Raw genomic sequence first — 26,338 nt, forward strand, 5'->3', positions numbered from 1 at the left:
CGCCCAACAACAGGGGAAGCGCACGTGGCCGACATCCAACCCTTCGAAGTCGCCTGGAGCGAGACGGACGTCCAGGCGGTGCTGGATCAGGTGCGCGCCTATCCCTGGCCGCCGATCCCCGAGGTTCCCGACGGCTGGGCCTATGGCTGTGACGCCAGCTACCTGAAGGCGCTCTGCGAGCACTGGACCGAGCGCTACGACTGGCGCTCGGCCATGGCCGAGCTCAACCGCTTCCCGCAGTTCACGGCCCGCGTCGAGGACTACGATCTGCACTTCCTGCAGGTGGTCGGCGAGGCGGGCGGCAGACGGCCCCTGCTGGTGACCCACGGCTGGCCGGGATCGCACTACGAGTTCTGGGGCGCCATCGAGAAGCTGGCCTTCCCGTCCCGGTTCGGCGGCGACGCCAAGGACGCCTTCGACCTGGTGATCCCGTCCCTGCCCGGCTTCGGCTTCTCGTCCAAGCCGACCCGGCCGATCGGACAGCGCACCACCGCGCGGCTGTTCAACACCCTGATGACCGACGTCCTGGGCTATCCCAGCTACATCGCCCAGGGCGGCGACTGGGGGGCCATGGTCACCTCCTGGCTCGGCCACGACCACGGGGCCCAGGTCCGCGCCATCCACCTGAACATGATGGCCTTCCGCCCCTTCGGCGGCCCACAGACCCCCGACGAGATCGCATGGCTCACCCGCCAGAGCGCCATGATGGACGTCATGGGCGGCTATTTCCGCCTGCAGGCCTCCAAACCCCAGTCCCTGGCCTGGATGGGCGCTGGCAATCCGGTGGGCCAGGCCGCCTGGATCGCCGAGCGGTTCCACGACTGGTCGGACCTGCGGGAAAAGCCCCTGGACGCGGTCCACCCCAAGGACCGCATGCTCACCAACATCATGATCTATGTGATGACCGGCAGCTTCGCGACAGGCGCCTGGTACTATCGCGGCTTGCTCGAAGAGGGCGGCATCGCCTTCAAGGAAGGCGAGCGCTGCGAGACCCCCACGGCCTTCGCCAACTTCCCCGGCGAGCCGCTCTACACCGCCCCGCCCCGGACCTGGGCTGACCGCGCCTACAACATCACCCGCTGGACCGAGATGCCCCGCGGCGGACACTTCGCGGCCATGGAAGAGCCCGACCTGTTCGTCGCCGACGTCCGAGACTGGGGAAAGGGCGTCTAGCTCTTTTCAAGGGCGCGGGATCGGTTCTATTCGACCGATGGCCAGATACGACTTCGCGTCCGACAACACCGCCCCCGCCACGCCCGAGGCGATGAACGCCCTGCTGGCCGCCAACAGCGGCGTCACCTCCGGCTACGGCTCCGATCACATAACCCGGGCCGGGGCCGACGCGGTCCGCGCACTGCTGGACACCGACGCCAGCGTGCGGTTCGTGGCCTCGGGCACAGCGGCCAACGCCATATCCCTGGCCACCCTTTGTCAGCCCTTCGAAGGCGTGCTCTGCCACCAGCATTCCCACGTCGCCACCGACGAGACCGGGGCCCCCGGCTTCTTCGGCCACGGCCTGGGGATGATCACCCTGGCCGGCGCCTCGGGGCGCATTGATCCCGCGGGCCTGACCGCGCCGCTGGCCGCGCCGGACCAACCCCACTGGCAGGCGCCGGCGGCCCTGTCGGTCACCAACGCCACCGAGTACGGCACGGTCTATTCGCACCATCAGCTGAAGGCCCTGATCGACCCGGTGAAGGCTAAGGGCTACCGCGTTCACTTCGACGGGGCGCGGCTGGCCAATGCGGCGGCGGCCGGCTTCGATCTGAAGGCCATCAAGACCCTTGGCATCGACATCCTGGTGGTGGGCGGGACCAAATCCGGCATGACGCCGTCGGAGGCGGTGGTGATCTTCGACCCCGCCCTGGCCCATCGCTTCGACGCGCGGCTGAAACAGTCGGGGCAACTGCCGTCCAAGGGCCGGTACTACGCCGCGCCCTTCATCGGCATGCTGGCGGACGGCGCCTTCGTGCGCCACGCCGCCCACGCCAACGCCATGGCCCAGCGGCTGGCGGCGCTCATGCCATTCCCCATCGCCCACCCGGTGGAGGCCAACGCGGTGTTCGTGCAGATGGACGAGCCGACCCTGCAGCGGCTGCATGCCGCTGGCTGGTTCGTCTACCGGTTCATCGACGGCTCGGTGCGCTTCATGTGCTCGTGGGCGACGACGCCGGAGGCGGTGGACGAGCTGGGCGAGGCGCTGAGCTCTATCCGCTAATTCTTGTCGCGTGACGGGCGCCGAAACCGGCGGCCACTTTCGGCTGTCACGCTCCGCTGGCCAGCCAGGCCAGCACCTCGGGCCAATGCTTGTGGGCCAGGAAATGGCCGGCCTCCGGGAAGGTGCGGACACTCTCCTGGCGGTCGTTCAGCCAGGCGGTGACATCGGCGGCGCTGGACATCGGATCCTGCTCGCCGTGCCAGACCGTGATCGGCGCGCTAAGGCGCGCGAGGTCGAGGATGGGACTGCGGGCCGAGCACTTGATCTCATCGGCGATGCCCCGGCTGGTGAGAGCCAGGGACTCCGAGATGTAGTCGACGATGTATTCCAGCACCCCGGGATGGGTGCGCAGATAGGCCGCGTCGCCCGGCGCCGAGGCCGCCGCCCGGACGAACTTTTCAAGCTGCTTGCGGGTGAGCTGCAAGCGCATCATGGCGAAGACCATGTCGGCCAGCCAGGCGTTGCGCATGATCCGCCGGCGGAACAGCACCACAGCATGGCCCTTATCGCGCTCGGTCTCCAGGGTCTGGCCCGAGGGCCGGGCCGAGGCCAACAGCACCCGGCTGGCGATGGGACCCAGCTCGCGGGCGGCCATCAGGGCGAAGGGCGCGCCGGACATGAAGGCCGCCACCTGCACCTCCGTCAGGCCCTGGTCGCGGCAAAGGTCGGCGAAGTCGCGCCCGACCCCCTCATAGCTGAAGTCCGGCCTGACGTCGGAGCGGCCGGCCCCCGGCCGCTCGGGGCAGATCAGGCGCAGGCCCAGGTCGCGGGCGAGCGCATCGCTGCCCCTGGGCATGATGCTGCATCCCAGGCCCTGATGGACGAGCAGAACCGCCTTGCCCTTGGGGTCTCCATAGGCGCGCCAGGCCAGGCGACGCCCGTCTGGCAGGGTCAGGAAGCGAATGGGCGGCGCGGTTTCCACCGCGCCCCGCTCGGTGGCGGCGATGGGCGGGCCCAGCAGGCCGCGACCCGAACCCTCCTGGAAGGAGGTGGCCAGCGACCCGAGCTGGGTCAGGGTGCGGATCAGTTCGCTCTGTCGCGACAGGCCGACCTTCTCGAAGATGGCCCGGAGCTGGTTGCGGACGGTGTTGAAGCTGACGCTGAGTTCAACGGCCGCCTCCTTCAGGGTCAGGCCGTCCTTGAGCCTTGCGGCCAGCCTGGTCTCGGCTGGGGTCAGGCCGAAGCTTTCGCGCAGGTTGGCCCACAACCGGTCGGTGGCCTCCACCGCCGGGAAGACCACGGCGCAGGTTCCCTCTCCCGTGGTCACCGCGCCGCCAAGGCCGGCGGTGAGCGCCGGCGGCAGGCCGCTGGCGGGGACCACATAGGCGAAGTGCGGCGCCTCGTCGTCGGCCTGGCTGAACTTGACGATGACCTGGCGGCCCTGGGTCCCACGCAGACGGTGGCGAGCCTGGTCGAGGGCCTCATGGTTGGCGGGGTTGAAGAAGCGCAAGCCTTGCGCCTCGATGACCCCCAGGCGCTGGTGGAAGACCGCCTCGCCCGCCGCGTTCCAGGCGCTGGCGCCACCGGCGGCGTTGATCAGCACCACGCCGACCTGGGCGGCCTCGCCCCGGTCGGCCGCCAGGGTGGCCAGCCGCGCGGCGCCCTCCGCCTCGGGCGGGGCATCGCTGGCCTCCACGTCCAGGGCCTGGACGATCTGCTCCCACTTATCGGGCTCGGCGGCGATGGCGTACATCGTCTCGATGACCATCGAGACGTTCGCCTTGGCTTTCGGCGTCAGGTCTGGCGTCGGCACGGGCGGAGCAAGTCTCTAGGCTCGGGGGGACCCCAAGCCTACACGAACCCCGCCTGAGGCGCCCCCGTTATCAGACGCTGGCCATCTGCTTGCCGCCGACGAAGCGCGCGAGGCGGCCCGTGATGAGCTCCTCGGCTTCACGAACCATGCGGCTGATCAATTCTTCGCAGGAGGGGATGTCGTGGATCAGGCCCTGGATCAGGCCGGCCGACCAGATGCCGGCGTCGTTGTCGCCGACCTCATAGACATTGCGGCCCCGGCTGCCGGCCACCAGTTCGCGGACGTCCTCGAACTTGGCGCCCTGCTTCTCCAGCGCCACCACCTGCTGGCTGACAGCGTTGCGGGCCACCCGGCTGGTGTTGTGCATGGTGCGGAAGATCAGGTCGGTCGAGCGCTCGTCATTGGCGACGATCTGCTCCTTGATGGCCTGGTGGATGGGGCTTTCCTTGGTGGCCATGAAGCGGGTGCCCATGTTGACGCCCTCGGCGCCGAGGGCCAGCGCCGCCACCAGGCCGCGCGCATCGCCAAAGCCGCCCGAGGCGATCATCGGGATCTTGATCTTGTCGGCGGCGGCCGGGATCAGGATCAGGCCGGGGACATCGTCCTCGCCCGGGTGACCGGCGCACTCGAATCCGTCGATGGAGATGGCGTCCACGCCCATGCGTTCGGCCGACAGGCCGTGCCGCACGCTGGTGCATTTATGGACCACGATGATGCCGTGCTTCTTGAACTCTTCCACGTGCTCCTGCGGCTTGTTGCCGGCCGTCTCGACGATCTTCACACCGCTGTCGATGATCGCCTGGCGGTACTCGGCATAGGGCGGCGGGTTGATGGCCGGCAGGATGGTCAGGTTGACGCCGAACGGCTTCTTGGTCAGCGAACGGCAGCGCTCGATCTCTTCGCGCAGCTTGTCCGGCGTCGGCTGGGTGAGCGCGGTGATGAAGCCCAGGCCGCCCGCGTTGGCGACAGCGGCCACCAGCTCGGCGCGGCCGACCCACTGCATGCCGCCCTGAACGATCGGATGCTCGATCCCGACGAGCTCGGTGAAACGGGTCTTCAGGGCCATGACGTCCTCCCAAACGGATGTTTGAGCGACAGTGAAACCCCCGACGCGGGGTCAAGCAAGCCGCCTGTTGGGTCAGCGATCGGGATAGTTGGCCAACTCGTCGGCGCGTTCGGTGGTGCGGTCGAGGACGCACATGTTGGCGGTCACGCGGGACATGGTGCCCCAGTCGTCGTCCTGCAGGGACTGGCAGTCGGCCTGCTTGAAGGCGATCCAGGCGCGCTGGGCGGCGCGCAGCTTGGCCTGTTGTTCCGGGTTCAGGCTCTTCATCGTCTTGGCGTAGGTCTTGTTCAGCCGGGCGTCCTGGATCGCCACGGCGTCGCCTATGCACTGGATCTGGCCCATGGTGCTGCCGCCGGCCGGCGAATCCAGGCAGCGGTCGAGGGCGGACTTGGACGCCGCGGCCTGGGCGACGGCCGGCAGGACCAGCAGGGCGGCGATCAGCAGGCCTTTCACTGCAGGCCGCTCCGGCCGATGGCGTAGAAGCGCTCGGCCCGCTGCTTCTTCAGTTCCGGGGCGGTCATCTTGGTCAGGATCGCCAGTTCCTCCTCCACCGCGTCGCCCACTGAGGCGATGGTGGCTTCGGGATCGGAGTGGGCGCCGCCCGGAGGCTCGGCGATGATCCGATCGACGATCTTCATGCCGATCAGGTCCTGGGCGGTGATCTTCAGGGCCTTGGCGGCTTCCTCGGCGGTGCGCGCGCCGCGCCACAGGATTGAGTTGGCGCCCTCCGGCGGGATCACCGTGTAGATGGCGTGCTCCAGCATCAGCACCCGGTTGCCGCATGCGGTGCCGATGGCCCCACCGGACCCGCCCTCGCCGGTGACGATGGCCACCATGGGCACGGCCAGCATCAGGGACTTCTCGGTGGCCCGGGCGATGGCCTCGGCCACGCCGCGTTCCTCGGAGCCCACACCCGGATAGGCCGCGGCGGTGTCGACGAAGCTGATCACCGGCAGGTGGAACCGCTCGGCCATCTCCAGCAGGCGGATCGCCTTACGGTAGCCCTCGGGCCGCGCGTAGCCGAAATTATGTTTCACGCGGGTGACGGTGTCGCGGCCCTTCTCATTGCCGAGCACCACGACGGGCTGACCGCGAAACCGGCCCAGGCCGCCCATGATCGCCTGGTCGTCGGCGAACTTGCGATCACCGCGCAGCTCCACGAACTCGTCGATCAGGCCGGCGCAATAGTCGACGAAGTGGGGCCGTTCGGGATGGCGGGCCACCAGGGTCTTCTGCCAGGCGTCGAGCTTGGAATAGGCGTCGCGGCGCAGGGTCTGGGCGCGGGTCCGCAGCGCTTCGATCTCGCCGTCCATCGCCCCGGACCCGGTGGTCTCCGACAGCTTGGAAAGCTCTTCGATCTTGGCTTCGAGGTCGGCGATCGGACGCTCGAACTCGAGATAGTGCGCGACCATGCGGGGACTCTTCCTTCCGTGAGCGGAAGCGCCGGAAACTAGGCGGGAACCTGCAGCCTAACAAGTACGTGGCGTCGCGCCAGTTCCTTCAAGGACTTGCTTCAAGGGAACGAAATCGCCCGCCGCGACCTCACCGAGCATGAAGTCCATGCTTGTCCTCGCCCTTTCCGTCCTGGCCTCGCCTGCCCTCGCCGCGCCAGGCTTCGATGCCGCGCCTACCGTCTCGGCCCGCGCCGAGGGCGGATCAGCCGGCGTGATCCGCGCGGCCATGGATGTCGCGGCGCCGCCCGCCGTGGTCTGGAAGGTGCTGAGCGATTGCGCGGGCGCCTCGCGCTACATGCCCAAGCTGTTAAGCTGCAAGACCCTGGAGCGCGATCCTGCCGGCAAGTGGGATGTGCGTGAGCACCGGCTGGAGGGGAACGCCTTCAAACCCGTCATGCGAAACGTCTTCCGCACCACCCTGGAGCCGCCGCGCCGGCTGGCGTTCCATCGCACCGGCGGCGACTGGAAGCGGTCGGACGGCGAATGGCGGCTCTCGCCCATCCCGGGCGGAACCCACGTCACCTATGAACTGCACGTCGCGATCGACGCGCCGGTCCCCGCCGGAATGGTGCGCAGCGCCGTGGCCAAGGGGATGCCCGCTTCCATGCTGGCCCTACGCAAGGAAGCGCTGGCGCAGGCGCACCGCTCGTGACCTTCGAAGACGAAGCCCTGGTGGCCCTGCTCCAGGCCCTGAAGGCGCGCGACTATCGGTTCATCACGCCCACCAATGACACCCATCGGCTGGTCTCGTGGCGGCTGTTCCAGGGGTCTCGCCACACGCTACGCGACATCTTTGGCTGGACCCGACCCTTCCGTGACGGCGACGTGGAGCCCGAGATCCTGGCCCTGATGCGTGAGGCCGGAATCCTGGTCCAGAAGGGGCAGAGGCTTTCCAGCGCCCTGCGTGTCGCCAGCCTCGGCGACGACCTCTTCCTGCACTCGGCCTATCCGCCGAAGGCGAAGGACGCGGTGTTCTTCGGCCCCGACAGCTACCGGTTCGCCGACTTCATCCGCGCCGAGCTGGGACACGCCAACCGTGTGGTGGACATCGGCGCCGGCTCGGGAGTGGGCGGGATTGTCGCCGCACGGGTCTGCCCGAAGGCCGCCATCGTCCTGGCCGACATCAATCCTCAGGCGCTGCGGCTGGCGCGGATCAACGCCGCCGCCGCCGTGGTCAGCGCCGAGGTTATGGAGAGCGATGGCCTGGCCAAGGTCACAGGCCCCATCGATGTCGCCATCGCCAACCCGCCCTATCTGCTGGGCTCCGGCGGCCGCGCCTATCGTGACGGTGGTGACCTGCTGGGCGCGCGGCTGTCGCTGAACTGGGCCAAGGCCGCCATGTCCCGCCTGCCGGCCGGCGGGCGGCTGCTGCTCTATACCGGCAGCGCCATCGTCGAGGGCCGTGACCGGCTGCGGGCCGAGCTCGAGACGCTGGCCGCCGGATCAGGCGCGAGCCTGCGCTATCGCGAGATCGATCCGGACGTGTTCGGCGGTATGCTGCTGCACCCGGCCTATCGCCGCGTGGATCGCATCGCCGCGGTGGGCGCCATCCTGGAGCGGGCCGGGAACGCCGCGTCAGCTTGAGCGTATTGGCAAGCGGGTTCACTCTGGGCTCGCCCGGTCTCCTTCAGGTTCTGAGGCTCCGATGAGCGAACTGCAGACGCGCGCGCCCGAGGGCTTCCTGCCCGGCCTGTCCCCCAAGGGCGGCTGGTTCACCGACTTCCAATCCCACCGGGGCGGCCTGACGGTCCACACGACCGGCACCGAGATTGGCCTGGACGGCGCGCTGATCGGCGAATGCCTCAACTGGTTCGGATATCATCTCATCGTCCGCGCCCGGTCGTGGTGGCTGGCGGCGACGCAGCCCCCCGGCCCCACCATCTGGTTCACGCCCGACAAGCCGCGGCCCTGGTATCTGATCTGGGCCGCCATGGCCTGGAGCGGCTGCCGCATGGCCAGGTCGCCGAGTGAGGCAGACGCCTGCTTCTGCTTCGAGGACGCCACCTGGGGCCTGCGCGCGACGCCCACCCATGAGCGTGCCTTCAACTTCGGCTGCCTGGACGTCTCCAAGAGCCATGTGGCGGCGGTGTTCGAGGAGGTGTTCGGCTATCCGCTCGCCATCGACCCTGAGACCTTCGTCGGCGAGGCGGTGGAGAAGGGCGAACTGAACGGGGTGCACGACGGGCGGATCATCACCTGTCCGCATCCGCGCCTGGCGGGCAGGACCTACCAGAGGCTGGTGGACACCGCCGTCGGGCCGTTCATCCACGATCTGCGGACCCCCTGCATCGGCGGCAAACCCGCCGTGGTCTGGATTAAACGCAAGCCGGCCGACAACCGCTTCTCGATCCACAACCTGGCGGTCACCCGCGCCGACCCCGCCGACATCTACAGCGCCGAGGAGCTGGCGCTGATCGCCGCCTTCGCCGCGCGCATGGGCCTGGACTGGGGCGGCCTGGACATCCTGCGCGACCAGCCGAGCGGCCGCATCTACATCGTCGACGTCAACAAGACCGACGTGGGACCGGTGATCGCCCTCAGCCTGCGCGACAAGCTCAACTCCACCGAGGCCCTGGCTAAGGCCCTGATCGCGTTGCTGAAAGGCGACATCCACAAGGGCTGAAACTAATCGAACGGCGTTCGTGCAACCCTGGCCAGGGCTCCACGTTTGGTACTTCGAGGTCCTAAGGACCCCGCTGTTCACGAGGCCGCCGGGACGGGAGCGGTCCGTCGTTAGTTCCAGGAGAACGCACACCATGAAGACGCTCAAGACCGCCTTGGTGGCGACGGCGATGTTGGCCACGGCCGCCCCCGCCTTCGCCCAGTATCAACCGACCCAGCAGTACCAGCGCGACATGCGCAATTACGAGCAGGACCAGCGCGACTATCAGGTCACGCGCGCCGAATACGACCGCGCCCGCGCCGAGTACGACGCCAAGCGTGAGCGCTACGAGCGCGACCGGGCCCGCTACGACGCCCGCTACGGCTATGGCGCCTATGCCCGCTACTACGGCGCGGCCCCGACCTGGGATTCGGCCCGCTACGACGCCAACGGCTACGGCCGTGACACCTCCTATTCGGGCTCGTCCTATGCCGACCCGTGCCGCTCCTCCGGCAACAACAACAGCCAGGTGGCCGGCGGCCTGATCGGCGCGCTGGCCGGGGCCGCCATCGGCTCCAACGTCGCGGCCCGCAATGCGCGGACCGAGGGCGCGGTGCTGGGCGCGGTGGTCGGCGGTCTCGCCGGCTCGCAGATCGGCAAGTCTTCGGCCAAGGCCAAGTGCGACAGCGCCGGCTACTACTACAGCTACGCTGAGACGGTGCCCTATCGCGAGAGCCGCTATGACCGCGGCCAGCGCACCGGCCAGTACGACTACACCTACTACAACCGTAACCGCTGCCGCCTGGCCACCGCGCCGGTGGACGACTACGGCCGCGACGTGCGCTACGTCCGCGTCTGCCCCGACAGACAGGGCCGCTATCGGATCACCGGCTAAACCAGCCTGATCTAACGCCCTGAGGGAAGCCGTCCGCGCTCGCGGGCGGCTTTTCTCGTTCAGCATTCCGTGTTGACGCGCGACGGGCGCCAAAACCGGCGGCCACTTTTGGCTGTCGCGCTTACGACTTCCGTGACAGCGGGTGCTTTGTCGCCACCACCTGGGCCAGGCGGTCACCGGCCACGTGGGTGTAGATCTGGGTGGTGGCGATGTCGGCGTGACCCAGCAGCTTCTGCACGACCCGCAGGTCCGCGCCCCCCTCCAGCAGGTGGGTGGCGAAGGCGTGTCGCAGGACGTGGGGGCTGACCCGGGCCGGGTCGATCCCGGCGTCGGCGGCGGCCTCATCCAGCAGCTGGGCGAACCGGCGCGGGGTCATGCGACCGGCCTTGCCGCGCGACGGAAACAGCCAGGGGTTGGCGAGGTCGCCCTTGGGCAGGAAGGTCTTGCGGACCTCCAGATAGGCCTTCATCGCCTTGCGCGCGGCGTCGTTCAGGGGCGCAAGCCGGTCCTTGCCGCCCTTGCCGGTGACCATCAGATAGGCCGGGTCCCGGGCCAGCGCCGCCAACGGCAGGGCGGTCAGTTCCGAGATCCGCAGGCCCGAGGCGTAGATCAGCTCCACCACGCAGCCGATCCGCAGGCCCTGGGCGCCGTCCTTGGCGGATGCCGCGGCGATGATGCGATCCACCTCGTCGCGGCTCAGCACCTTGGGCAGGGGCCGGCCGCGCTTGGGGGCGTCCACCCGACGCGACGGGTCGTCGGTGCGCCAGCCCTCCCCCAGCACGAAGCGATAGAACTGCCGGACCGCCGCGCGCCGGCGGGAGGCGGTGGCGGGCGACAGGCCGCGTGCGCCAAGCGCCGCGAAATAGGCTTCGATGTCCTCCGCCGAGGCGTCGCCCAGGTCGCGGCCACGCCCGGCCAGAAACCCCGAGGCGTCGGCGAGGTCCTTGCCATAGGCGGTGATGGTGTTCTTGGCCGCCGCCCGCTCAACGGCCATCATCTCCAGGAAGGCCTCGGCCCAGCCGGATGAGGCGCTCATCGGAGCGCCAGCAGGCCTTCGAGGGCGAAGGCGCGCGCGTCTTCCTCCAGGCCGGCGGCCTTGAGCGCACGGATGATCCGCGCGCGATCTCCAGCATTGGGACCGGCGGCGCCCGCGTCGGCGGAAATCCACAGGGCCAGCAGGGCCGTCTCACCCTGCAGCTTCTCCGCGCCGGCAAAATCCAGGGCCAAGGCGCGGGCGGCGGGCGCCTTGGCCTCGCCGGCCGTGAAGGCTGCGAACTGGCCGCGGGCCTGCGGGCTCATCGGTGCGCCCAGGGTCGCGAAGATCAGGGCCGCCTGCTGGGCGCGGACTCGGGTCTTGGGCTCGGCCGTGGCGCCCCGCTCGATCAGACGGTCCAGGGTCTGGGGATCGGTCTTGCCCGAGGCCGCCGCCAGCATGGCGTCGAGCAGGGCGAGGTCAGTGATGGTGGCGCCGGGGATGGCGTCGGAGGTCAGGCTGGCTCGCATCGTCAGGGCGGTGGCGAGGTCACCGGCGGCGAGCGCGGCCATGGCGGCCTTTACGGGGCCGGGGCCGCCTTCGATCGTCCAGCTCGCTGAAACCGCGGGACTGGCGGCTAGGGCCGCGGCCACGGCCGGCGCGGCGGGGCCGGTGACCGGCAGACCCAGGTTGCGGCTGAGCGCATAGTCGAGGCCATTTCGCAGGGATGGGGCGCCGGGATCGCCCGCCCCGGCCAGCTTTGCGCCCATCAGGCGTCCATAAACCGCGTCGCGACCCTGACTCTGGGCCAGGTCGAAGGTCAGCTGCGCCGCGCCGGAGTTCCCGGCCTTGAGTTGGCAATAGGCCCGCAGCCGCAGCCAATATACCTCCTCGCGTCCCGCCACGAGCCGGTCGGAGATGGCGCAGGCGCCTTCGTCGTCATTGGAGAGCAGGGCCGCTTCCGCGCCCGCCTGAGCCAGGACCGGGTTCTGTTCCAGCCCCGCCGTGCGCGAAAGAATGGCGGCGGCGTCCTTCACCCCGCCCTGGGCGATCAGGGCGCTGACCCGCGCACCCGCGACGCCAGCGTCCTGTCCGGCGCCCTCAGGACCGGAGGCCCCGGTGGCCAGGACGCGTCGCGCCAGGGCCTGAGCGGCCGGCGACAGGGGCTTGGCGGCCAGCAGGGGCAGCACGGTCCGCGCCGTCTGGCCCGAGGCGCCGCGCCAGAGTTCGGCGGTCAGGCCGGTGTCCCGCGCCCCCGTCGAGAAGAAGTCAGGCGCCGCCAGGGGCGCGACCTGGACCTCCTGCGCCAGGGCTGGTGCGGAGAGGGCGAGGGCGGTCAGGACCGCCAGGGAAATGCTTCGACCGGACATGGTCCTATCCTAACGCACAGCGCGGGCATTGGCGCGGGGGGTCGCCCTGATGTAGACCTGCGCCGTTCATGGACCGTTACAAACCGCTACGCGCCCGCACCATCACCCTCGTCGGCCTGATGGGGGTCGGCAAATCCAGCGTGGGCCGCCGCCTGGCCAACGCTCTGGAACTGCCGTTCCGCGACGCCGACACCGAGGTGGAGGCCGCCGCCGGCCGTTCCATTCCCGACATCTTCGCCGATCTGGGGGAGCCCGCCTTCCGCGAGGGCGAGCGCCGGGTGATCGCCCGCCTGCTGGACGAGCCGCCCCACGTGCTGGCCACCGGCGGCGGGGCCTTCATGAACGACGAGACCCGCGCCCTGATCAAGGCGCGCTCGCTCTCGGTCTGGCTGAAGGCCGACCTGGAGGTCCTGGCCCGGCGGGTGTCGCGCAAGGACAATCGCCCGCTGATCGCCGGCCGCGACCCGATCGATGTCCTGCGGGAGCAAGCGGCGCAACGCTACCCCATCTACGAACTGGCCGATGTGATGGTGGAGACCGGCGACGCCGCTCACCACGTCACCGTCGACCAGGTCATCCAGGCCCTGTTGGCCCACCTTTCCAAAACCGAGGAACCTCCCCAGTGACTCCGCGCATCGTCCCCGTTGGCCTGGGCGACCGTTCCTACGAGGTGGTGATCGGGCGGGGGCTGCTGGACGAGGCGGGGACACGGATCGCCCCCTTCCTGAAGAACCGGCGCGTCGCCATCGTCAGCGACGAGACCGTCTGGGCCCTGCACGGGGCCCGGCTGACCGCGGCGCTCGAGGGCGTGGGCATCACCTGCCCGTCCATCGTCGTGCCGCCTGGCGAGCAGACCAAGAGCTTCGAGGGCCTGGCCGACCTGTCAGACCGCCTTCTGGCCCTGGAGCTGGACCGCGGCGACCTGATCGTGGCCTTCGGCGGCGGGGTGGTGGGCGACCTCGCGGGATTCGCGGCCGCCATCTACAAGCGCGGCATCGACTTCGTTCAGATTCCCACCACCCTGCTGGCCCAGGTCGACAGCTCTGTCGGTGGCAAGACCGCCATCGACACCCCGCGCGGCAAGAACCTGGTGGGCGCCTTCCACCAGCCGCGCCTGGTGCTGGCCGACCTCGATGTGCTGGGCACCCTGACCCAGCGCGACATGCGGGCGGGCTACGCCGAGGTGATCAAGTACGGCCTGCTGGGCGACTTCACCTTCTTCGAGTGGCTCGAGGCCAACGCCGCCGCCGTCCTGGCGCGCGAGCCCGGGGCCCTCTCGCACGCCGTCGCGCGTTCGGTGGAAATGAAGGCGGAAATCGTTATGGAGGACGAGAAGGAGGCGGGCCGCCGCGCCCTGCTCAATCTCGGCCACACCTTCGGCCACGCGCTTGAGGCCGAGACGGGCTATGGCGAGGCCCTGCTGCACGGTGAGGCCGTGGCCGCCGGATCGGCCATCGCCTTCCGGTTCTCGGCATCACAGGGGCTGTGCTCGGCCCAGGACGCGGTGCGCGCCGAGGCGGCCATCGCCGCCGCCGGACTGCCGACCCGCATGGACGCCGTCGCCAATACCCCCTTCGCCGCCGAGGCCCTGGTCCGGCACATGGGTCAGGACAAGAAGGCGCAGGGCGGCAAGCTGACCTTCATCCTGGCCCGCGCGCTGGGCGACACCTTCGTCGCCAAGGACGTCAGCGCCGAGGCCGTACGTGATTTCCTCATCTCCGAAGGAGCCCAACCGTGAGCGTCATCGCGATCCTCGCGGGTCTCGCCCCCATCCTGATCGCGCTCTTGAGCCTTTCGGGCCTGATCTCGGCGGCCGAGACCTCGATGACGGCGGCCAGCCGCGGCCGGATGCACCAGCTGGAGCGCGAAGGCGACCGCGCCGCCCGGCGCATCAACGTCATGATGGCCGATCAGGAGAAGATGATCGGGGCCATCCTGCTCTCCAACAATGTCATCAACATCGGCGCCTCGGCGCTGACCACCCTGGCGCTGTCGACAGCCTTCCCGGGTCCCCTCGGGGCTCTGATCGCCACCGGGGTGATGACCGTCCTGATCGTCATCTTCGCCGAGATCCTGCCCAAGTCCCTCGCCATCGCCCGCGCCGACGACGTCGCCCGGGCCCTGTCGATCCCCACCTACTGGGTGGTGCGCATCTTCGGCCCCCTTGCCAACGGCGCGCAGTGGGTGGTGCGCCAGACCCTGCGGCCCTTCGGCGTCAACCTCTCCATGGAGACCGACGTCCTGGCGGCCCACGAGGAAATTCGCGGCGCGGTGGAGTACCACCACTCCGAAGGTCTGGTGGAGGAACGCGACCGCCGCATGCTCGGCGGGGTTCTCGACCTGTCGGACATGGACGTCAGCGAGGTGATGGTTCACCGCATGTCGATCTCGATGATCGACGCTGACCTGCCGCCGGCCGAGGTGGTCACCGCCATGCTGGCCAGCGCCCATACCCGGGTGCCGCTCTATCGTGGAGACGCGGAGAACATCATCGGCGTGCTGCACGCCAAGGATCTGCTGCAGGCCATCGCCGATTCCGGGGGCAAGATGGACAAGCTGGACGTCGCCCAGATCCTGCGCGAGCCCTGGTTCATCCCCGACACCACCAACCTGAAGGACCAGCTCAACGCCTTCCTGAAGCGCCAGAGCCACTTCGCCCTGGTGGTGGACGAGTACGGCGCCCTGCAGGGCCTGGTGACCCTGGAGGACATCCTTGAGGAGATCGTGGGCGAGATCGACGACGAGCACGACAGCGCCATCCAGGGGGTGCGCCGCCAGCCCGACGGCTCGGTCGTGGTGGACGGTTCGGTGACCATTCGCGACCTGAACCGAGCCATGGACTGGGACCTGCCCGACGACGACGCCGTCACCGTGGCCGGCCTGGTGATCCACGAAGCCCAGACCATTCCCAAGATCGGCCAGACCTTCATCTTCTACCGCCACCGGTTCCAGGTTGTGAAACGGGTCCGCAACCAGATCACCACCCTGCGCGTCTCCGCCCCGTTGGACGCCAACGCCCACGCGCTTGAGTCGTAGTTCGACATTGGAACCACCGCGCCCCGTGACGGGTTCTAGGGAATCGCGGATGCGAGGGGTCGGCGGCTTATGATCAGCATGGACGCAGGGGGGCGCGTGCGACTTGGCTATAGTCAGCCGAGTCCGTGGCGCCCTATGGGTAGGGTCATAATGCTGCTGGAGCCTTGGCAATGAGCGCCCCCGATCTCACTGGCCTGCGCGTCCTGGTCGTCGAGGACGAGATGATGGTCTCGATGCTGATCGAGGACATGCTCACCGACCTCGGCTGCATCGTCGTCGGTCCCGCCGCCCGGCTGGACGAGGCCATCGCCCTCACCGAAAGCGAACAGATCGACTGCGCGGTGCTCGACGTGAACCTGGGCGGGCAGCCCATCTTCCCGCTCGCCGACATCCTGCGGGCCAAGGGCGCGCCCTTCGCCTTCGCGACCGGCTACGGCGACGCAGGACTCCGCGACGTCGACAAGGGATCGCCGGTCCTGCAGAAGCCGTTCCGCGAAACCGATCTCGCCCGCATCCTGGGCGAACTGCGCGCCAAGGTCGGATAGACCGCCATGGCGAAGTGGGCCGGCATATTCCTTGCTGTCATGGTCGCCGCGGCGATCGCGGGCTTCCTCATCGACGCCATCCGGGTGATCGCCGGCATCCTGTTCCTGGGCTGCGCCGCGGCCCTGGCGATCACCTATCTCAATCGAAACAAGTGACCGCCCAGGCTGAGGGCGCTTAAAGCCCCTTGGCCATCAGACCTTCCAGCACCTTGTCCGGGGTCATCGGGAAGTCGCGCAGGCGGACTCCGCAGGCGTTGTAGATGGCGTTGGCCACCGCCGCGCCCGCCCCGCAGATGCCGAGCTCGCCAACGCCCTTGATCCCCATCGGGTTGGCCTTGTCGTCGGCCTCTTCCAGGAAGATCGCGTCCAGGTCGACGATGTCGGCATGGGTGGGCACCAGGTAGCCGGCCATATCCTGGTTGATGAAGGAGCCGTAGCGGTTGTCCACCACATTGCCCTCGGTGAGCGCCGCGCCGACGCCCCAGATCATCCCGCCGGTGACCTGGCTCTTGGCGGTCTTGGCGTTGAGGATGCGGCCGGCGGCGAACACCCCGAACATCTTGCGCATCCGCACCTCGCCGGTGACCGTGTCCACGCCGACCTCGGCGAAGTGGCCGCCATAGGTGTGCTGTGAATAGTCGCGGGCGTCTGCGGCCGGGCTGATGGCGCCCTCCACATAGACGCCCTCCGGGGCGGCGCGGCTGACCAGGGTCGCCAGGCTCTCGGAGCGGTTCTCGATGGCGATATTACCGTTGCCGAACGTGACGTAGGTCGGGTCCCCGCCATAGAGCGGCGAGTTGGGATCGCCGATGGCGAGCTCCGCCAGCGCCTTGCGCAGGTTCATATTGGCCTCAAAGGCCGCCGAACCGGCGGTGGCCGCCCCGAACTGGCCGCCGGAGCCGGGCGCCGGCGGGAACTCCGAATCCCCCAGCTCGATCTTCACCTGGTCCATGGTGACGCCCATGGTCTCGGCGGTGATCTGGGCCAGGATGGTATAGGTGCCGGTGCCGATGTCGGTCATGCCCTGGCGCAGGGTGATGATCCCGGTCCCGTCGATCCGCACGCCCGCCTTGGCCGGCAGCAGGAAGTTGCCGCGGATGGCCGCGGCCATCCCCATCCCCACCAGCCAGCGTCCGTCGCGGACCTGCCCCGGCTTGGGATTGCGCCGGCTCCAGCCGAAGCGTTGGGCGCCGGTGTTCAGGCATTCCGTCAGCTGGCGGATGGAGAACGGCTTGCCAGTCTCGGGATCAACATCCGGCTCGTTGCGCAGGCGCAGCTCGATGGGGTCGATCCCCAACTTCTCCGCCAGCTCGTCCATGGCGCATTCCAGGCTGAGCATGCCCGGGGCCTCGCCGGGCGCCCGCATGGGGCCGGCGTGGGGGATGTCCATCTTCACCAGCCGGTGGCCGGTGAGCCGGTTCGGCGCGGCATAGAGGTTCCGCGAGAAATTGGCCGCGTGCTCCACGAAGGGGGCGCTTCGCGCGCAGTGGGTGATGGCCTCCACGGCGAACGCATTCAGACGCCCGTCGGGCTCGGCCCCCAGCCGCACCCGCATGCTGACCGCGGGCCGGTGGATGGTGGCCTGGAACATCTGCTGACGGGTGTAGGAGAGCTTCAGCGGCTGCCCCAGCGCCTGGGCGCCGAGGGCCGCCAGCACCAGATCGTCATAGGCCTGCCCCTTGCCGCCAAAGCCGCCGCCGATATAGCGGGTCAGCAGGTGGACCTTCTCCGACGGGATGGCCAGGGTCTCGGCCAGGGAATGCTGGCCGCCCTTCACCATCTGGATCGAGGTGTGGACGGTGACCTTGTCACCTTCCCACCAGGCGGTGGTGGCGCAGGGCTCCATCTGCACGTGGTTCTGCAGCGGGCTGAAATAGGTCTCGTCGATCTGGGCCGGGGCCTTGGCGTAGGCGCCCTCGAAGTCGCCGATCAGGACGTCTTCCTCGCCTTGCGGCATCTCGGCCTGGTCGAGGCTGGCGCGGAAGTCGAGGACGGCGGGCTCGGCCGCATAGGTCACCGCGATCAGGTTGGCGGCGGCGCGCGCATTCTCCCAGGTGTCGGCGGCGACGAAGGCCACCGGCTGTCCGAAGAACTCGATGCGGTCGCCGGCCAGGGCCGGGTTGGAGGGCCGCTGGCTGCGCGGGTTGATCCGCTCGCCCCGGCGCGCCTGCCTGGGCACGTTGAGGTGGGTCCAGACCAGCTTCACGCCGGGGGAAGCCTCGGCCGCGGCGGTGTCGATGGCGGTGATGCGGCCCTTGGCGATGGTGGCGGCCAGCAGGTAGCCATAGGCCGGCGCCGAAGGCGGCTCGACCTCATAGGCGTAGGCCGCCGTGCCGGTGACCTTCAACTTGCCTTCGTAGCGGTCGACGCCCTTGCCGATGATACCGCTGCGGTTTTCCGTGACGGGGTTCGGGGCCGCCCAATCCTTGACCGAGCTCATGCGCCTCTCCCTGGGCTGGCCTGCCCCAGGGCGTCCGCAGTCATGCGGGCCACCAGGGCGATCTTGAAGCCGTTCTTGCCATTGTCCTGCGCGCCAGCCAGTTCGGCATGGGCGGCCTCGACAGCGCTCGCGCCGCCCGCAAGGGCCGCCTCGGTCTTTTCCGCACGCCAGGGCTTGTGGGCCACGGCGCCGAAGGCGACCTGGTTTCCCACCACCGCGACGCTGGCCAGGCCCCCGGCATAAGAGGCCCGGTCGCGGGCCTTGCGATAGACCTGCCCGCCCGGCGGCGCCGGCGGCAAGATGACCGCGGTGATCAGTTCGCCCGCCGCCAGGTTGGTCTCCAGGTGCGGTGTGTCGCCGGGCAGGCGGTGCAGGTCGGCCACCGCCAGGCTGCGGGTCGCGCCGTCGGCGGTCATGGTTTCGACGCCGGCCCCAAGCGCGGTCAGGGCCACGGCCATGTCCGAGGGGTGGGTGGCGATGCAGGCGTCGCTGGCGCCGAAGATGGCGCTGTTGCGGTTGAGCCCTTCCATCGCACTGCAGCCCGAGCCGGGGTGGCGCTTGTTGCAGGGCTTGGAGGGATCATAGAAATAGGCGCAACGGGTCCGTTGCAGCAGGTTACCGCCGGCGGTGGCCTTGTTGCGCAGCTGGCCCGAGCCGCCCGACACGATGGCCTGGGTCAGGACGGAATAGCGGCTGCGCACGCGAGCGTCGGCCGCCAGGTGGCTGTTGGTGACCATCGACCCGATCCGCAGGCCGCCCTGAGGCGTGTCCTCGATGCCGGCCAGCGGCAGGCGATTGACGTCCACCAGGTGAGTCGGCTGCTCGATATCGAGCTTCATCAGGTCCAGCAGGTTGGTGCCGCCGGCGAGGAATTTCGCGCCCGGCGTGGCGGCCACGGCCTTGACCGCCGCGGCGACGTCGGTGGGACGCTCGTAGGTGAACGGCCTCATGCGACCTCTCCCGCCACGTCACGGATCGCCGCGATGATCTGCGGATAGGCCGAACAACGGCAGATATTCCCGCTCATCCGCTCGCGAATCTCGCTGTCGGAGAGCGCCACGGCGCCGTCCAGGTCGTCAGTGACCCAGCTAGGCCAGTTCTCGGCGGCCTCCTTCAGCATGCCGACGGCCGAGCAGATCTGGCCGGGCGTGCAGTAGCCGCACTGGAAGGCGTCCTGCGTCAGGAAGGCCTGCTGCATCGGGTGCAGGCTGTCCTCGCCGCCGATCCCCTCGATGGTCGTGACCTCGTGGCCGTCGTGCATGACCGCCAGGCTGAGGCAGGAATTGATCCGCTCGCCGTTCACCAGGACGGTGCAGGCGCCGCACTGGCCATGGTCGCAGCCCTTCTTGGTGCCCTTGAGGTTCAAATGCTCGCGCAGGGCGTCGAGCAGACTGGTGCGGGTGTCGAGGTCAAGCGACCTCGCTTGCCCATTTACGGTGATGGTCGTCTTCAAGCACGCCTCCCCAGCGCGGGGCCGCCTTGGTCAGCGGCGCCTATTCGAAAGTCAGATTAGTCCTCGCCTGGGGCAAGGGCTTTCACCGAGAGTGCATGCAGGGGACCTGCCAGCTCCTCGGCCAATGTCCGGTAGACCATCCGTTGCCGCGCCACCTTTGGGGCGCCCTCGAAGGCCTGGGCTTGAATGACGACGTTAAAATGGCTCTCGCCAGAGGCGCTGGCCCCCGCATGTCCCGCGTGGCGATCAGAGTCGTCTACGATTTCCAGGCGGGTCGGCGAGAACGCTTCGGTGAGCTTATGTTGGATGGCCTCAAATATGGCGCCCATTTGGATAATCTTCAATTCTTGAAAGGGTCTCAGACCGCATCATACTTGGGGCATGGCCGGCGCGTTTCAATACAAGCCTAAGTTCGTCGATATCCGGGTGCGCCCGCCGACCCCCGGGGAGGCGGCGCAGACCGACGACGTCTATGCGCTGAAGCCCGGGGAACGGGCTTGTGACCATCCGGGATGCCGGCTGGCTGGCAGCGCGCGCGCGCCGAAATCGCGCGACATGCTCAACGAGCACTACTGGTTCTGCCAGCCGCACGCGGCGGAATATAATCGCAACTGGAACTTCTTCGCCGGCATGAGCGACGGCGAAATCAAGCAGCGTCAGGCCCAGAGCGCCCAGGGCGATCGCCCGACCTGGGACTTCAAGGCCGGCCGATTCTCCCGCGAGGCCGCCGCGGCCGCCCAGGGCTTTGGCCAGGGCAAGGGCTATCGCGATCCGTTCAACCTTTTCGGCAGCGGCAATGGCGGCGCGGCGGGCGTCCGCACGCCCAAGCCCGAAGGCCGCCGGCTGGGCAAACTGGAACGCAACGCCCTGGCCGACCTGGACCTCGACGAGAACGCCGACGCGCCGGCGATCCGCGCCCGCTACATCGAGCTGGTGAAGCGCACCCACCCCGACAGCAACGGCGGCGACCGCTCGGCCGAGCACAAGCTGCAGCGGGTCATCAAGGCCTACCAGCAGCTCCGCAAGGCGAAGATGGCTTAGGGCCTCGGTCTCAGACCGGCTTGTCGCCCGCCACCGTCGTGCGATGCATCAGGCGCAGGTGGCCGTCATAGCCGCCCTCGGCCAGGTGGACCGTGCAGCGGTTGTCCCACATCAGCAGCATGTTGGGCCGCCATTTGTGGCGATAGATGAACTGATCCTGGGTGATGTGCCCGAACAGGAAACCAAGGATGGCCTGAGCCTCCTTGGGCTCGAACCCCTCAATGCCGACAGTGTAGACCGGGCTGACAAACAGCGCCTTTCGACCGGTGACCGGGTGCGTGCGGACCAAGGGATGGGTCAGGCTCTGGTCGGCCTCCTCGGAGACGATGATCTCCATGGTCCGCTTTTCGGTCTCGCGGGCGAAGACTCCCTTGGTCCCGTAGGCGCGGCCGGCGGAGTGGACCGCCTTCAGCGGCGCCAGCATGGCCTTCATGGCCGGGGACAGGGCGTCATAGGCGCTGGCGCAGTCGGCGAAGAGGGTGTCGCCGCCCACCGGCGGCGTGACCTTGGAATGCAGCAGGGTGGCGGCGGGCGGCTTTTCCTGGAAGCTCCAGTCGGAATGCCAGCCGGCGCCGAAATTCGTGGCCTTCTCGTCGGGCTCCCGCCGCAGCTCAAGGACATTGGGGTGACCGGCCATGGGGGCGATGAATGGATCAACCCCGAACTTTCCCATCTGCAGGGTGAAGGCCTCCAGCTCGTCCAGGCTCAGGGGCTGGTCGGGGAAACTCACCACCGAATGGCGGGCCCAGGCGGCGCGGATTTCCTCGCGGGCCTCTGGGGAAAGCGGGTGGGAAAGATCCACGCCGACGATCTCGGCGCCGAAGCCCTCCTCCGAGGCGAAGACCTGGATTGCGCGATAAGGCCGTGTGGCTTGCTTCAACATGGGTGGACGCTCCCTTCGTCATTCCGGTATGGGTCGCAGGGACTGCCCCATCAAACACACGTTTGCTTCGCACGCGTAAGCCTGTAATCGAACCGGACCATGACCTCGTTCGCTGAAAATCAAGACGACAAGCTCCTCACCCTGGTCCCGGACAAGAAGGTCTCGGTCCGCGAAGCCTTTGGTGTGGATATCGACATGACCGTGCCCGCCTTCAGCGAGCGCGACAGTCACGTTCCGGACCTCGATCCGTCCTACAAGTTTGATCCGGAGACCACCCGGGCGATCTGCGCGGGCTTCGCCTTCGACCGCCGGGTGATGGTCCAGGGCTATCACGGCACGGGCAAGTCGACCCACATCGAGCAGGTGGCCGCGCGCCTCAACTGGCCGCTGATCCGGGTGAACCTGGACAGCCACGTCAGCCGTATTGACCTGGTGGGCAAGGACGCCATCGTCCTGAAGGACGGCAAGCAGGTCACCGAATTCCGCGAGGGCATCCTGCCCTGGTCGATCCAGCGGCCGGTGGCCCTGGTGTTCGACGAATATGACGCCGGTCGCCCGGACGTGATGTTCGTGATCCAGCGCATCCTGGAGGCCCAGGGCAAGCTTACCCTGCTGGACCAGAACCGCGTGATCCGGCCCAACCCGTTCTTCCGGCTGTTCTCCACCACCAACACCATCGGTCTGGGCGACACCACCGGCCTCTATCACGGCACTCAGCAGATCAACCAAGGTCAGATGGACCGCTGGTCGATCGTGACGACGCTGAACTATCTGGCCCACGACGTGGAAGCCGAGATCGTGCTGTCCAAGGCCCCGCACTACAACACCACCGAGGGCAAGCGGACCATCGCGGCCATGGTCCGCGTCGCCGACATGACGCGGAACGCCTTCATGAATGGCGACATCTCCACGGTCATGAGCCCGCGGACGGTGATCACCTGGGCGCAGAACACCGAGATCTTCGGGGGCGACATCGCGCTGGGCTTCCGCATGACCTTCCTGAACAAGTGCGACGAGTTGGAGCGCGGCACAGTGGCCGAGTTCTTCCAGCGCGCCTTCGGCCAGGACCTGCCGGAGTCCACGGCGCGCGTGCGGGTGGCCTAGAGCCACCCGCCTCCACGGCGCCCTGACGATCGAGAGACGCCTACGCCTACGCGGCCTATGCCCGCCGGGTCCGGCGGCTGATCGCCCACATACCGTATGCTAGACAAACTGGCTGGACCGGGGCGCGCCAAGGCGCGATCACCAGGCATTGCCACCGAAGAAATTTTCCAAGGGGAAACGATGTCCAGGACCACTCTAGCGGCGCTTGCCGCTGGCGCGCTCGCGCTCGCCGCCTTCATCCAGCCCGCGGCCGCCCAGACGCCCGCCAAGAACGACTATGCCGACAAGGCCGCCTGGCTGTGCTGGCCCGGCCGCACTGACGCTTGCTCGGGCGACAATGCCGCGACGGTGATCACCGCCGCCGGCGTCGCAACCAAGGAAGCCTGGAAGGCTGAACCCAAGGCGCCGATCGACTGCTTCTACGTCTATCCCACGGTCTCGATGGACAAGGGCGTCATCTCCGACATGACTCCCAACGCCGAGGAGCAACGTGTGGTGGAGCAGCAACTCTCGCGCTTTGCCTCCAAGTGCCGGGTGTATGCGCCGATGTACCGCCAGTTCACGCTGACGGCCCTTCGCGACATGATCACCAATCCGACCGCCGCCGCCGCCGGTCCCCGCCCCAACACCGGCTACACCGACGTTGTCGACGCCTGGAACTATTACCTGACCCACGAGAACAAGGGCCGCGGCGTGGTCCTGATCGGCCACAGCCAGGGCTCCGGCGTGCTGACCCAACTGATCGTCGCCGAGATCGACGGCAAGCCCGCCCAGAAGCAACTGATCTCCGCGCTTCTCCTGGGGACCGGCCTGCCGGTGACTAAGGGGGGCGACACCGGAACCTTCAAGTCGATCCCGCTCTGCAAGTCGGCCACCCAGACTGGCTGCGCCGTGGCCTATGCCAGCTTCCTCGACAATGCGCCGCCGCCGGCCAACAGCCGCTTCGGCCGCCCGCGTGAGGCCAACTCGGCCATGGAGGTGGCCTGCGTGAACCCCGCCAGTCTCTCGGGCGGCAAGGGCGAGCTGCACAGCTACATGGCGGCGACTGGTAACGGTCATACCGCCGACGGCTGGGCCAAGGGCGTGAAGGTGGACACGCCCTTCGTCTCGGTCCCCGGCCTGCTCAGCGCCACGTGCGTGAATTCGGGGGGCTTCAACTACCTGGCGGTCCACGTGAACGCCGATCCGGCTGACCCGCGCATCGACGCCATCAAGCCGGGCGCCGTCACCCCTGACTGGGGCCTGCACCTGGTGGACGTGAACGTCGCCATGGGCAACCTGGTCGACCTGGTGGACAGCCAGGGCAAGTCCTGGCTCGCGAAGAACTAGCGGGCAAAGGAAAGGGCGCGGAGGTTACCTCCGCGCCCTTGTCTGTTTCAGGTTCAGGGGCGGCTCAGCCGCCGCTGATCTTCTTGCCGACGAAGGCGCCCAGCGCCAGGAACAGCACAAAGCCGATCACGGCGACGAAGAACAGCAGCTTGGCGATACCGGCGGCCGCGCCGGCCATGCCGGTGAAACCAAGCGCGCCGGCGATCAAGGCGACCACCGCGAAAATCAGGGCCCATTTCAACATGTCGAACTCCAGCCAAAGACATCCAAGGTCTTGTCTGTTGAACGCGGCTTCCGCCGTGGCGTTCCGGCGCGAATTCGCGCGCCGTTGCGGGCCTGACACCAAGCAGCGCTTTCCTCACGGAGCGGCAACGCGCTAAGACGAAAAGACAATGGCCAAGAACCCGGAAAGCCCGCTCGAGCCCTTTAAGCGCGCCCTCGCCAACGCGGCGCGTTCGCTCGCAGAAAGCCCTGACCTGGAGATCGTCTACTCCGGCGAGGGGCCTGTGTTGTCGGGCAATCGCGCCGTCTTGCCGCACCCGCCCCGCGACCTGACGCCGATGGACGCCGCGCGCATCCGCGGCCTGGCCGACCAGATGGCCCTGCGCATCTCGCACCACGACGCCCAGGTTCACGCCAAGACCCGTCCGGGCTCGGCGCTCGGCGCCCCGGCCTATGACGCCCTGGAGCAGGTCCGCATCGAGGCCATCGGCTCAAACGCGCTCGGTGGCGTGCGTGAGAACCTGAAGGTCGTTCACGAGCAGGCCTGGCTCAAACGCCCCTTCAATCCCGTCGACGCCCAGGCCAATCCGCCGATGGCGGAGATTGTCGCCTTGATGGCCCGCGAGCGGCTGACCGGGGTGGAGTCGCCGCCCAACGCCAAGCTGCTGGTGGACATGTTCCGCGACGAGATCGAGGCCCGGGCGGGCGCCGATCTCGACAAACTGGCCGACAAGCTCGACGATCAGAAGGCCTACGCCAAGATGGCGCGCACCATCCTGCGCGACCTTTCCATGGGCGACGATCTGTCCGACGCGCCCGACCAGGCCGATCAGGACGAGGAAGACGGCGACGAAGGCGAGGCTGAGGCCGCCGAGGACGGCGACGAGGGCGATGGCGAGGGCCAGTCCCCGCAGCAGGCCTCCATGGACGACAGCGAGGCGACCCATAGCGAAAGCGAGGACGCCGACAGCCAGATGATGCAGGCCGAGGATGATCCCAACGCCGAAGACACCGACGAGCCCCCGGAAATGGGCGAGGGGGACCAGCCCGCGCGCCCGGACCAGAAGGACGGGGGAAAGACGCCGACCTACAAGGTCTTCACCACCGCCAATGACGAGATCGTGGCGGCCGAGGAACTGTGCGACGCCGAGGAGCTGACCCGCCTGCGGGCCTATCTCGACCAGCAGCTCGCCAGCCTGTCGAGCGTCGTCGCGCGCCTGGCCAACAAGCTGCAGCGTAAGCTGATGGCTCAGCAGAACCGCTCCTGGACCTTCGACCTGGAGGAAGGGATTCTCGACGTCGCCCGCCTGACGCGGGTGATCACCGATCCCACCGCCTCGCTGGCCTTCAAGGAAGAGGAAGACACTGAGTTCCGCGACACGGTGGTCACCATCCTGATCGACAATTCCGGCTCCATGCGCGGCCGCCCGATCATGGTCGCCGCCGTCTGCGCCGACATCCTGGCCCGCACCCTGGAACGCTGCGGCGTGAAGACGGAGATCCTTGGCTTCACCACGCGGGCCTGGAAGGGCGGCACGAGCCGCGAGGATTGGCTGAAGGCCGGCAAGCCCGCCCAGCCCGGCCGTCTGAACGACCTGCGCCACATCATCTACAAGTCCGCCGACGCTCCGTGGCGCCGGGCCAAACGCAACCTCGGCCTGATGATGCGCGAGGGGCTGCTCAAGGAGAACATCGACGGCGAGGCGCTCGCCTGGGCCCACGCCCGCCTCGTCGTGCGCCCCGAACAGCGCAAGATCCTGATGATGATTTCCGACGGCGCGCCGGTTGACGATTCCACCCTGTCGGTCAATCCCGGCAACTATCTGGAGCGTCACTTACGCTGGGTTATCGAGGAGATCGAAACCCGCTCGCCGGTGGAGCTGATCGCCATCGGCATCGGCCATGACGTCACACGCTATTATCGCCGCGCCGTCACTATCGTCGATGCCGAGGA

At 68.4% G+C, this 26,338-nt stretch carries 26 protein-coding genes and 1 pseudogene; 15 read left to right on the forward strand and 12 right to left on the reverse strand.

Features of this window, described 5'->3' with window-relative positions:
* The first annotated feature begins 24 nt into the window (after positions 1-24).
* Together Q7J39_RS02410 and Q7J39_RS02415 are read left to right on the forward strand one after the other, a co-directional pair.
* Entirely contained in the window at positions 25-1,173 is a 1,149-nt protein-coding gene (locus Q7J39_RS02410; protein WP_304820036.1) for an epoxide hydrolase family protein, read from the forward strand.
* Between the two features lie 37 nt (positions 1,174-1,210).
* Positions 1,211-2,218, forward strand: coding sequence for a low specificity L-threonine aldolase (locus Q7J39_RS02415; protein ID WP_304820038.1), 1,008 nt, complete (start codon positions 1,211-1,213; stop codon positions 2,216-2,218).
* Positions 2,219-2,264: 46 nt separating this feature from the next.
* On the opposite strand, the gene Q7J39_RS02420 is transcribed toward Q7J39_RS02415, so the two are convergent.
* The 4 genes and pseudogenes from Q7J39_RS02420 to Q7J39_RS02435 form a co-directional block, all read right to left on the reverse strand.
* The gene (locus Q7J39_RS02420; RefSeq protein WP_304820040.1) at positions 2,265-3,971 is read right to left on the reverse strand and encodes an alpha/beta fold hydrolase; all 1,707 of its coding nucleotides are present in this window, start codon (positions 3,969-3,971) and stop codon (positions 2,265-2,267) included.
* 70 nt (positions 3,972-4,041) lie between these two features.
* A pseudogene (locus Q7J39_RS02425) lies at positions 4,042-5,046 on the reverse strand (NAD(P)H-dependent flavin oxidoreductase); the annotation flags it as partial.
* A 63-nt stretch (positions 5,047-5,109) separates the two neighbouring features.
* Entirely contained in the window at positions 5,110-5,490 is a 381-nt protein-coding gene (locus tag Q7J39_RS02430; protein WP_304820042.1) for a lysozyme inhibitor LprI family protein, read from the reverse strand.
* Positions 5,487-6,449: an acetyl-CoA carboxylase carboxyltransferase subunit alpha gene (locus Q7J39_RS02435; RefSeq protein ID WP_304820044.1), complete on the reverse strand. Its 963-nt coding sequence runs from the start codon at positions 6,447-6,449 to the stop codon at positions 5,487-5,489. Before Q7J39_RS02435 ends, Q7J39_RS02430 begins: the two co-directional genes overlap by 4 nt.
* Positions 6,450-6,597: 148 nt before the next feature.
* Here Q7J39_RS02435 and Q7J39_RS02440 point away from each other — a divergent pair, with 148 nt between their 5' ends.
* From Q7J39_RS02440 to Q7J39_RS02455, 4 genes are all read left to right on the forward strand, one after another.
* Complete coding sequence (locus tag Q7J39_RS02440; RefSeq protein ID WP_304820046.1) at positions 6,598-7,143, forward strand: SRPBCC family protein; 546 nt, start codon at positions 6,598-6,600, stop codon at positions 7,141-7,143.
* Positions 7,140-8,075, forward strand: a complete 936-nt coding sequence (locus tag Q7J39_RS02445; RefSeq protein WP_304820048.1) for a methyltransferase — start codon at positions 7,140-7,142, stop codon at positions 8,073-8,075. Before Q7J39_RS02440 ends, Q7J39_RS02445 begins: the two co-directional genes overlap by 4 nt.
* Before the next feature lie 61 nt (positions 8,076-8,136).
* Complete coding sequence (locus tag Q7J39_RS02450; protein ID WP_304820050.1) at positions 8,137-9,114, forward strand: hypothetical protein; 978 nt, start codon at positions 8,137-8,139, stop codon at positions 9,112-9,114.
* Positions 9,115-9,247: 133 nt separating this feature from the next.
* On the forward strand, positions 9,248-9,988 hold the full coding sequence (locus Q7J39_RS02455) for a glycine zipper 2TM domain-containing protein (RefSeq protein WP_304820052.1): 741 nt from the start codon (positions 9,248-9,250) through the stop codon (positions 9,986-9,988).
* Between the two features lie 121 nt (positions 9,989-10,109).
* On the opposite strand, the gene Q7J39_RS02460 is transcribed toward Q7J39_RS02455, so the two are convergent.
* Positions 10,110-11,024 carry a site-specific tyrosine recombinase XerD gene (locus tag Q7J39_RS02460; RefSeq protein WP_304820054.1) on the reverse strand — a complete coding sequence of 305 codons (915 nt, stop codon included), beginning with the start codon at positions 11,022-11,024 and terminating at the stop codon, positions 10,110-10,112.
* On the reverse strand, positions 11,021-12,331 hold the full coding sequence (locus Q7J39_RS02465) for a hypothetical protein (protein WP_304820056.1): 1,311 nt from the start codon (positions 12,329-12,331) through the stop codon (positions 11,021-11,023). The genes Q7J39_RS02460 and Q7J39_RS02465 overlap by 4 nt, the downstream gene beginning before the upstream one ends.
* Before the next feature lie 68 nt (positions 12,332-12,399).
* Between Q7J39_RS02465 and Q7J39_RS02470 the strand changes: the two genes are divergently transcribed.
* From Q7J39_RS02470 to Q7J39_RS02490, 5 genes are all read left to right on the forward strand, one after another.
* Positions 12,400-12,957: a shikimate kinase gene (locus Q7J39_RS02470; RefSeq protein ID WP_304820058.1), complete on the forward strand. Its 558-nt coding sequence runs from the start codon at positions 12,400-12,402 to the stop codon at positions 12,955-12,957.
* Positions 12,954-14,069 carry a 3-dehydroquinate synthase gene (gene aroB / locus Q7J39_RS02475; RefSeq protein ID WP_304820060.1) on the forward strand — a complete coding sequence of 372 codons (1,116 nt, stop codon included), beginning with the start codon at positions 12,954-12,956 and terminating at the stop codon, positions 14,067-14,069. The genes Q7J39_RS02470 and aroB overlap by 4 nt, the downstream gene beginning before the upstream one ends.
* On the forward strand, positions 14,066-15,367 hold the full coding sequence (locus Q7J39_RS02480; protein ID WP_304820062.1) for an HlyC/CorC family transporter: 1,302 nt from the start codon (positions 14,066-14,068) through the stop codon (positions 15,365-15,367). Before aroB ends, Q7J39_RS02480 begins: the two co-directional genes overlap by 4 nt.
* A 170-nt stretch (positions 15,368-15,537) precedes the next feature.
* The gene (locus Q7J39_RS02485; protein WP_304820063.1) at positions 15,538-15,912 is read left to right on the forward strand and encodes a response regulator; all 375 of its coding nucleotides are present in this window, start codon (positions 15,538-15,540) and stop codon (positions 15,910-15,912) included.
* Between the two features lie 6 nt (positions 15,913-15,918).
* The gene (locus Q7J39_RS02490; RefSeq protein ID WP_304820065.1) at positions 15,919-16,068 is read left to right on the forward strand and encodes a hypothetical protein; all 150 of its coding nucleotides are present in this window, start codon (positions 15,919-15,921) and stop codon (positions 16,066-16,068) included.
* A gap of 19 nt (positions 16,069-16,087) precedes the next feature.
* Here Q7J39_RS02490 and Q7J39_RS02495 read toward each other — a convergent pair whose 3' ends face one another.
* From Q7J39_RS02495 to Q7J39_RS02510, 4 genes are read right to left on the reverse strand one after another with little or no spacing between them, the layout of a single operon-like run.
* On the reverse strand, positions 16,088-18,352 hold the full coding sequence (locus Q7J39_RS02495; protein WP_304820067.1) for a xanthine dehydrogenase family protein molybdopterin-binding subunit: 2,265 nt from the start codon (positions 18,350-18,352) through the stop codon (positions 16,088-16,090).
* A complete protein-coding gene (locus Q7J39_RS02500) occupies positions 18,349-19,302 on the reverse strand; it encodes a xanthine dehydrogenase family protein subunit M (protein ID WP_304820069.1) in 954 nt (317 codons plus the stop codon). The genes Q7J39_RS02495 and Q7J39_RS02500 overlap by 4 nt, the downstream gene beginning before the upstream one ends.
* Positions 19,299-19,805: a 2Fe-2S iron-sulfur cluster-binding protein gene (locus Q7J39_RS02505; protein WP_304820071.1), complete on the reverse strand. Its 507-nt coding sequence runs from the start codon at positions 19,803-19,805 to the stop codon at positions 19,299-19,301. The genes Q7J39_RS02500 and Q7J39_RS02505 overlap by 4 nt, the downstream gene beginning before the upstream one ends.
* A 56-nt stretch (positions 19,806-19,861) precedes the next feature.
* A complete protein-coding gene (locus Q7J39_RS02510; RefSeq protein WP_304820073.1) occupies positions 19,862-20,134 on the reverse strand; it encodes a BolA family transcriptional regulator in 273 nt (90 codons plus the stop codon).
* A 52-nt stretch (positions 20,135-20,186) separates the two neighbouring features.
* On the opposite strand from Q7J39_RS02510, the gene Q7J39_RS02515 reads away from it, so the two are divergent.
* Positions 20,187-20,846 carry a J domain-containing protein gene (locus tag Q7J39_RS02515; RefSeq protein ID WP_304820075.1) on the forward strand — a complete coding sequence of 220 codons (660 nt, stop codon included), beginning with the start codon at positions 20,187-20,189 and terminating at the stop codon, positions 20,844-20,846.
* Positions 20,847-20,856: 10 nt separating this feature from the next.
* On the opposite strand, the gene Q7J39_RS02520 is transcribed toward Q7J39_RS02515, so the two are convergent.
* The gene (locus Q7J39_RS02520; protein WP_304820077.1) at positions 20,857-21,729 is read right to left on the reverse strand and encodes a TauD/TfdA family dioxygenase; all 873 of its coding nucleotides are present in this window, start codon (positions 21,727-21,729) and stop codon (positions 20,857-20,859) included.
* A gap of 99 nt (positions 21,730-21,828) precedes the next feature.
* On the opposite strand from Q7J39_RS02520, the gene cobS reads away from it, so the two are divergent.
* The gene (gene cobS / locus Q7J39_RS02525) at positions 21,829-22,833 is read left to right on the forward strand and encodes a cobaltochelatase subunit CobS (protein ID WP_293497160.1); all 1,005 of its coding nucleotides are present in this window, start codon (positions 21,829-21,831) and stop codon (positions 22,831-22,833) included.
* Positions 22,834-23,013: 180 nt separating this feature from the next.
* Positions 23,014-24,162 (forward strand): DUF3089 domain-containing protein, encoded by a 1,149-nt coding sequence (locus tag Q7J39_RS02530; RefSeq protein WP_304820079.1) that lies wholly within the window; start codon positions 23,014-23,016, stop codon positions 24,160-24,162.
* Positions 24,163-24,226: 64 nt separating this feature from the next.
* On the opposite strand, the gene Q7J39_RS02535 is transcribed toward Q7J39_RS02530, so the two are convergent.
* The gene (locus Q7J39_RS02535; protein ID WP_215338773.1) at positions 24,227-24,406 is read right to left on the reverse strand and encodes a DUF1328 domain-containing protein; all 180 of its coding nucleotides are present in this window, start codon (positions 24,404-24,406) and stop codon (positions 24,227-24,229) included.
* A gap of 148 nt (positions 24,407-24,554) precedes the next feature.
* Here Q7J39_RS02535 and cobT point away from each other — a divergent pair.
* A partial coding sequence (gene cobT / locus Q7J39_RS02540; RefSeq protein WP_304820082.1) for a cobaltochelatase subunit CobT occupies positions 24,555-26,338 on the forward strand: 1,784 nt, incomplete at its 3' end.

The organism is Phenylobacterium sp. (assembly GCF_030651185.1).
Lineage (GTDB): Bacteria > Pseudomonadota > Alphaproteobacteria > Caulobacterales > Caulobacteraceae > Phenylobacterium.

Excerpts from the sequence above, each read along its gene's own strand:
- Q7J39_RS02415 (WP_304820038.1), top strand. The coding sequence starts at position 1,211 with ATGGCCAGATACGACTTCGCGTCCGACAACACCGCCCCCGCCACGCCC.
- Q7J39_RS02435 (WP_304820044.1), bottom strand. The coding sequence starts at position 6,449 with ATGGTCGCGCACTATCTCGAGTTCGAGCGTCCGATCGCCGACCTCGAA.
- Q7J39_RS02440 (WP_304820046.1), top strand. The coding sequence starts at position 6,598 with ATGCTTGTCCTCGCCCTTTCCGTCCTGGCCTCGCCTGCCCTCGCCGCG.
- Q7J39_RS02450 (WP_304820050.1), top strand. The coding sequence starts at position 8,137 with ATGAGCGAACTGCAGACGCGCGCGCCCGAGGGCTTCCTGCCCGGCCTG.
- Q7J39_RS02455 (WP_304820052.1), top strand. The coding sequence starts at position 9,248 with ATGAAGACGCTCAAGACCGCCTTGGTGGCGACGGCGATGTTGGCCACG.
- Q7J39_RS02460 (WP_304820054.1), bottom strand. The coding sequence starts at position 11,024 with ATGAGCGCCTCATCCGGCTGGGCCGAGGCCTTCCTGGAGATGATGGCC.
- Q7J39_RS02465 (WP_304820056.1), bottom strand. The coding sequence starts at position 12,331 with ATGTCCGGTCGAAGCATTTCCCTGGCGGTCCTGACCGCCCTCGCCCTC.
- Q7J39_RS02470 (WP_304820058.1), top strand. The coding sequence starts at position 12,400 with ATGGACCGTTACAAACCGCTACGCGCCCGCACCATCACCCTCGTCGGC.
- Q7J39_RS02485 (WP_304820063.1), top strand. The coding sequence starts at position 15,538 with ATGAGCGCCCCCGATCTCACTGGCCTGCGCGTCCTGGTCGTCGAGGAC.
- Q7J39_RS02490 (WP_304820065.1), top strand. The coding sequence starts at position 15,919 with ATGGCGAAGTGGGCCGGCATATTCCTTGCTGTCATGGTCGCCGCGGCG.
- Q7J39_RS02495 (WP_304820067.1), bottom strand. The coding sequence starts at position 18,352 with ATGAGCTCGGTCAAGGATTGGGCGGCCCCGAACCCCGTCACGGAAAAC.
- Q7J39_RS02500 (WP_304820069.1), bottom strand. The coding sequence starts at position 19,302 with ATGAGGCCGTTCACCTACGAGCGTCCCACCGACGTCGCCGCGGCGGTC.
- Q7J39_RS02510 (WP_304820073.1), bottom strand. The coding sequence starts at position 20,134 with ATGGGCGCCATATTTGAGGCCATCCAACATAAGCTCACCGAAGCGTTC.
- Q7J39_RS02515 (WP_304820075.1), top strand. The coding sequence starts at position 20,187 with ATGGCCGGCGCGTTTCAATACAAGCCTAAGTTCGTCGATATCCGGGTG.
- Q7J39_RS02520 (WP_304820077.1), bottom strand. The coding sequence starts at position 21,729 with ATGTTGAAGCAAGCCACACGGCCTTATCGCGCAATCCAGGTCTTCGCC.
- cobS (WP_293497160.1), top strand. The coding sequence starts at position 21,829 with ATGACCTCGTTCGCTGAAAATCAAGACGACAAGCTCCTCACCCTGGTC.
- Q7J39_RS02530 (WP_304820079.1), top strand. The coding sequence starts at position 23,014 with ATGTCCAGGACCACTCTAGCGGCGCTTGCCGCTGGCGCGCTCGCGCTC.
- Q7J39_RS02535 (WP_215338773.1), bottom strand. The coding sequence starts at position 24,406 with ATGTTGAAATGGGCCCTGATTTTCGCGGTGGTCGCCTTGATCGCCGGC.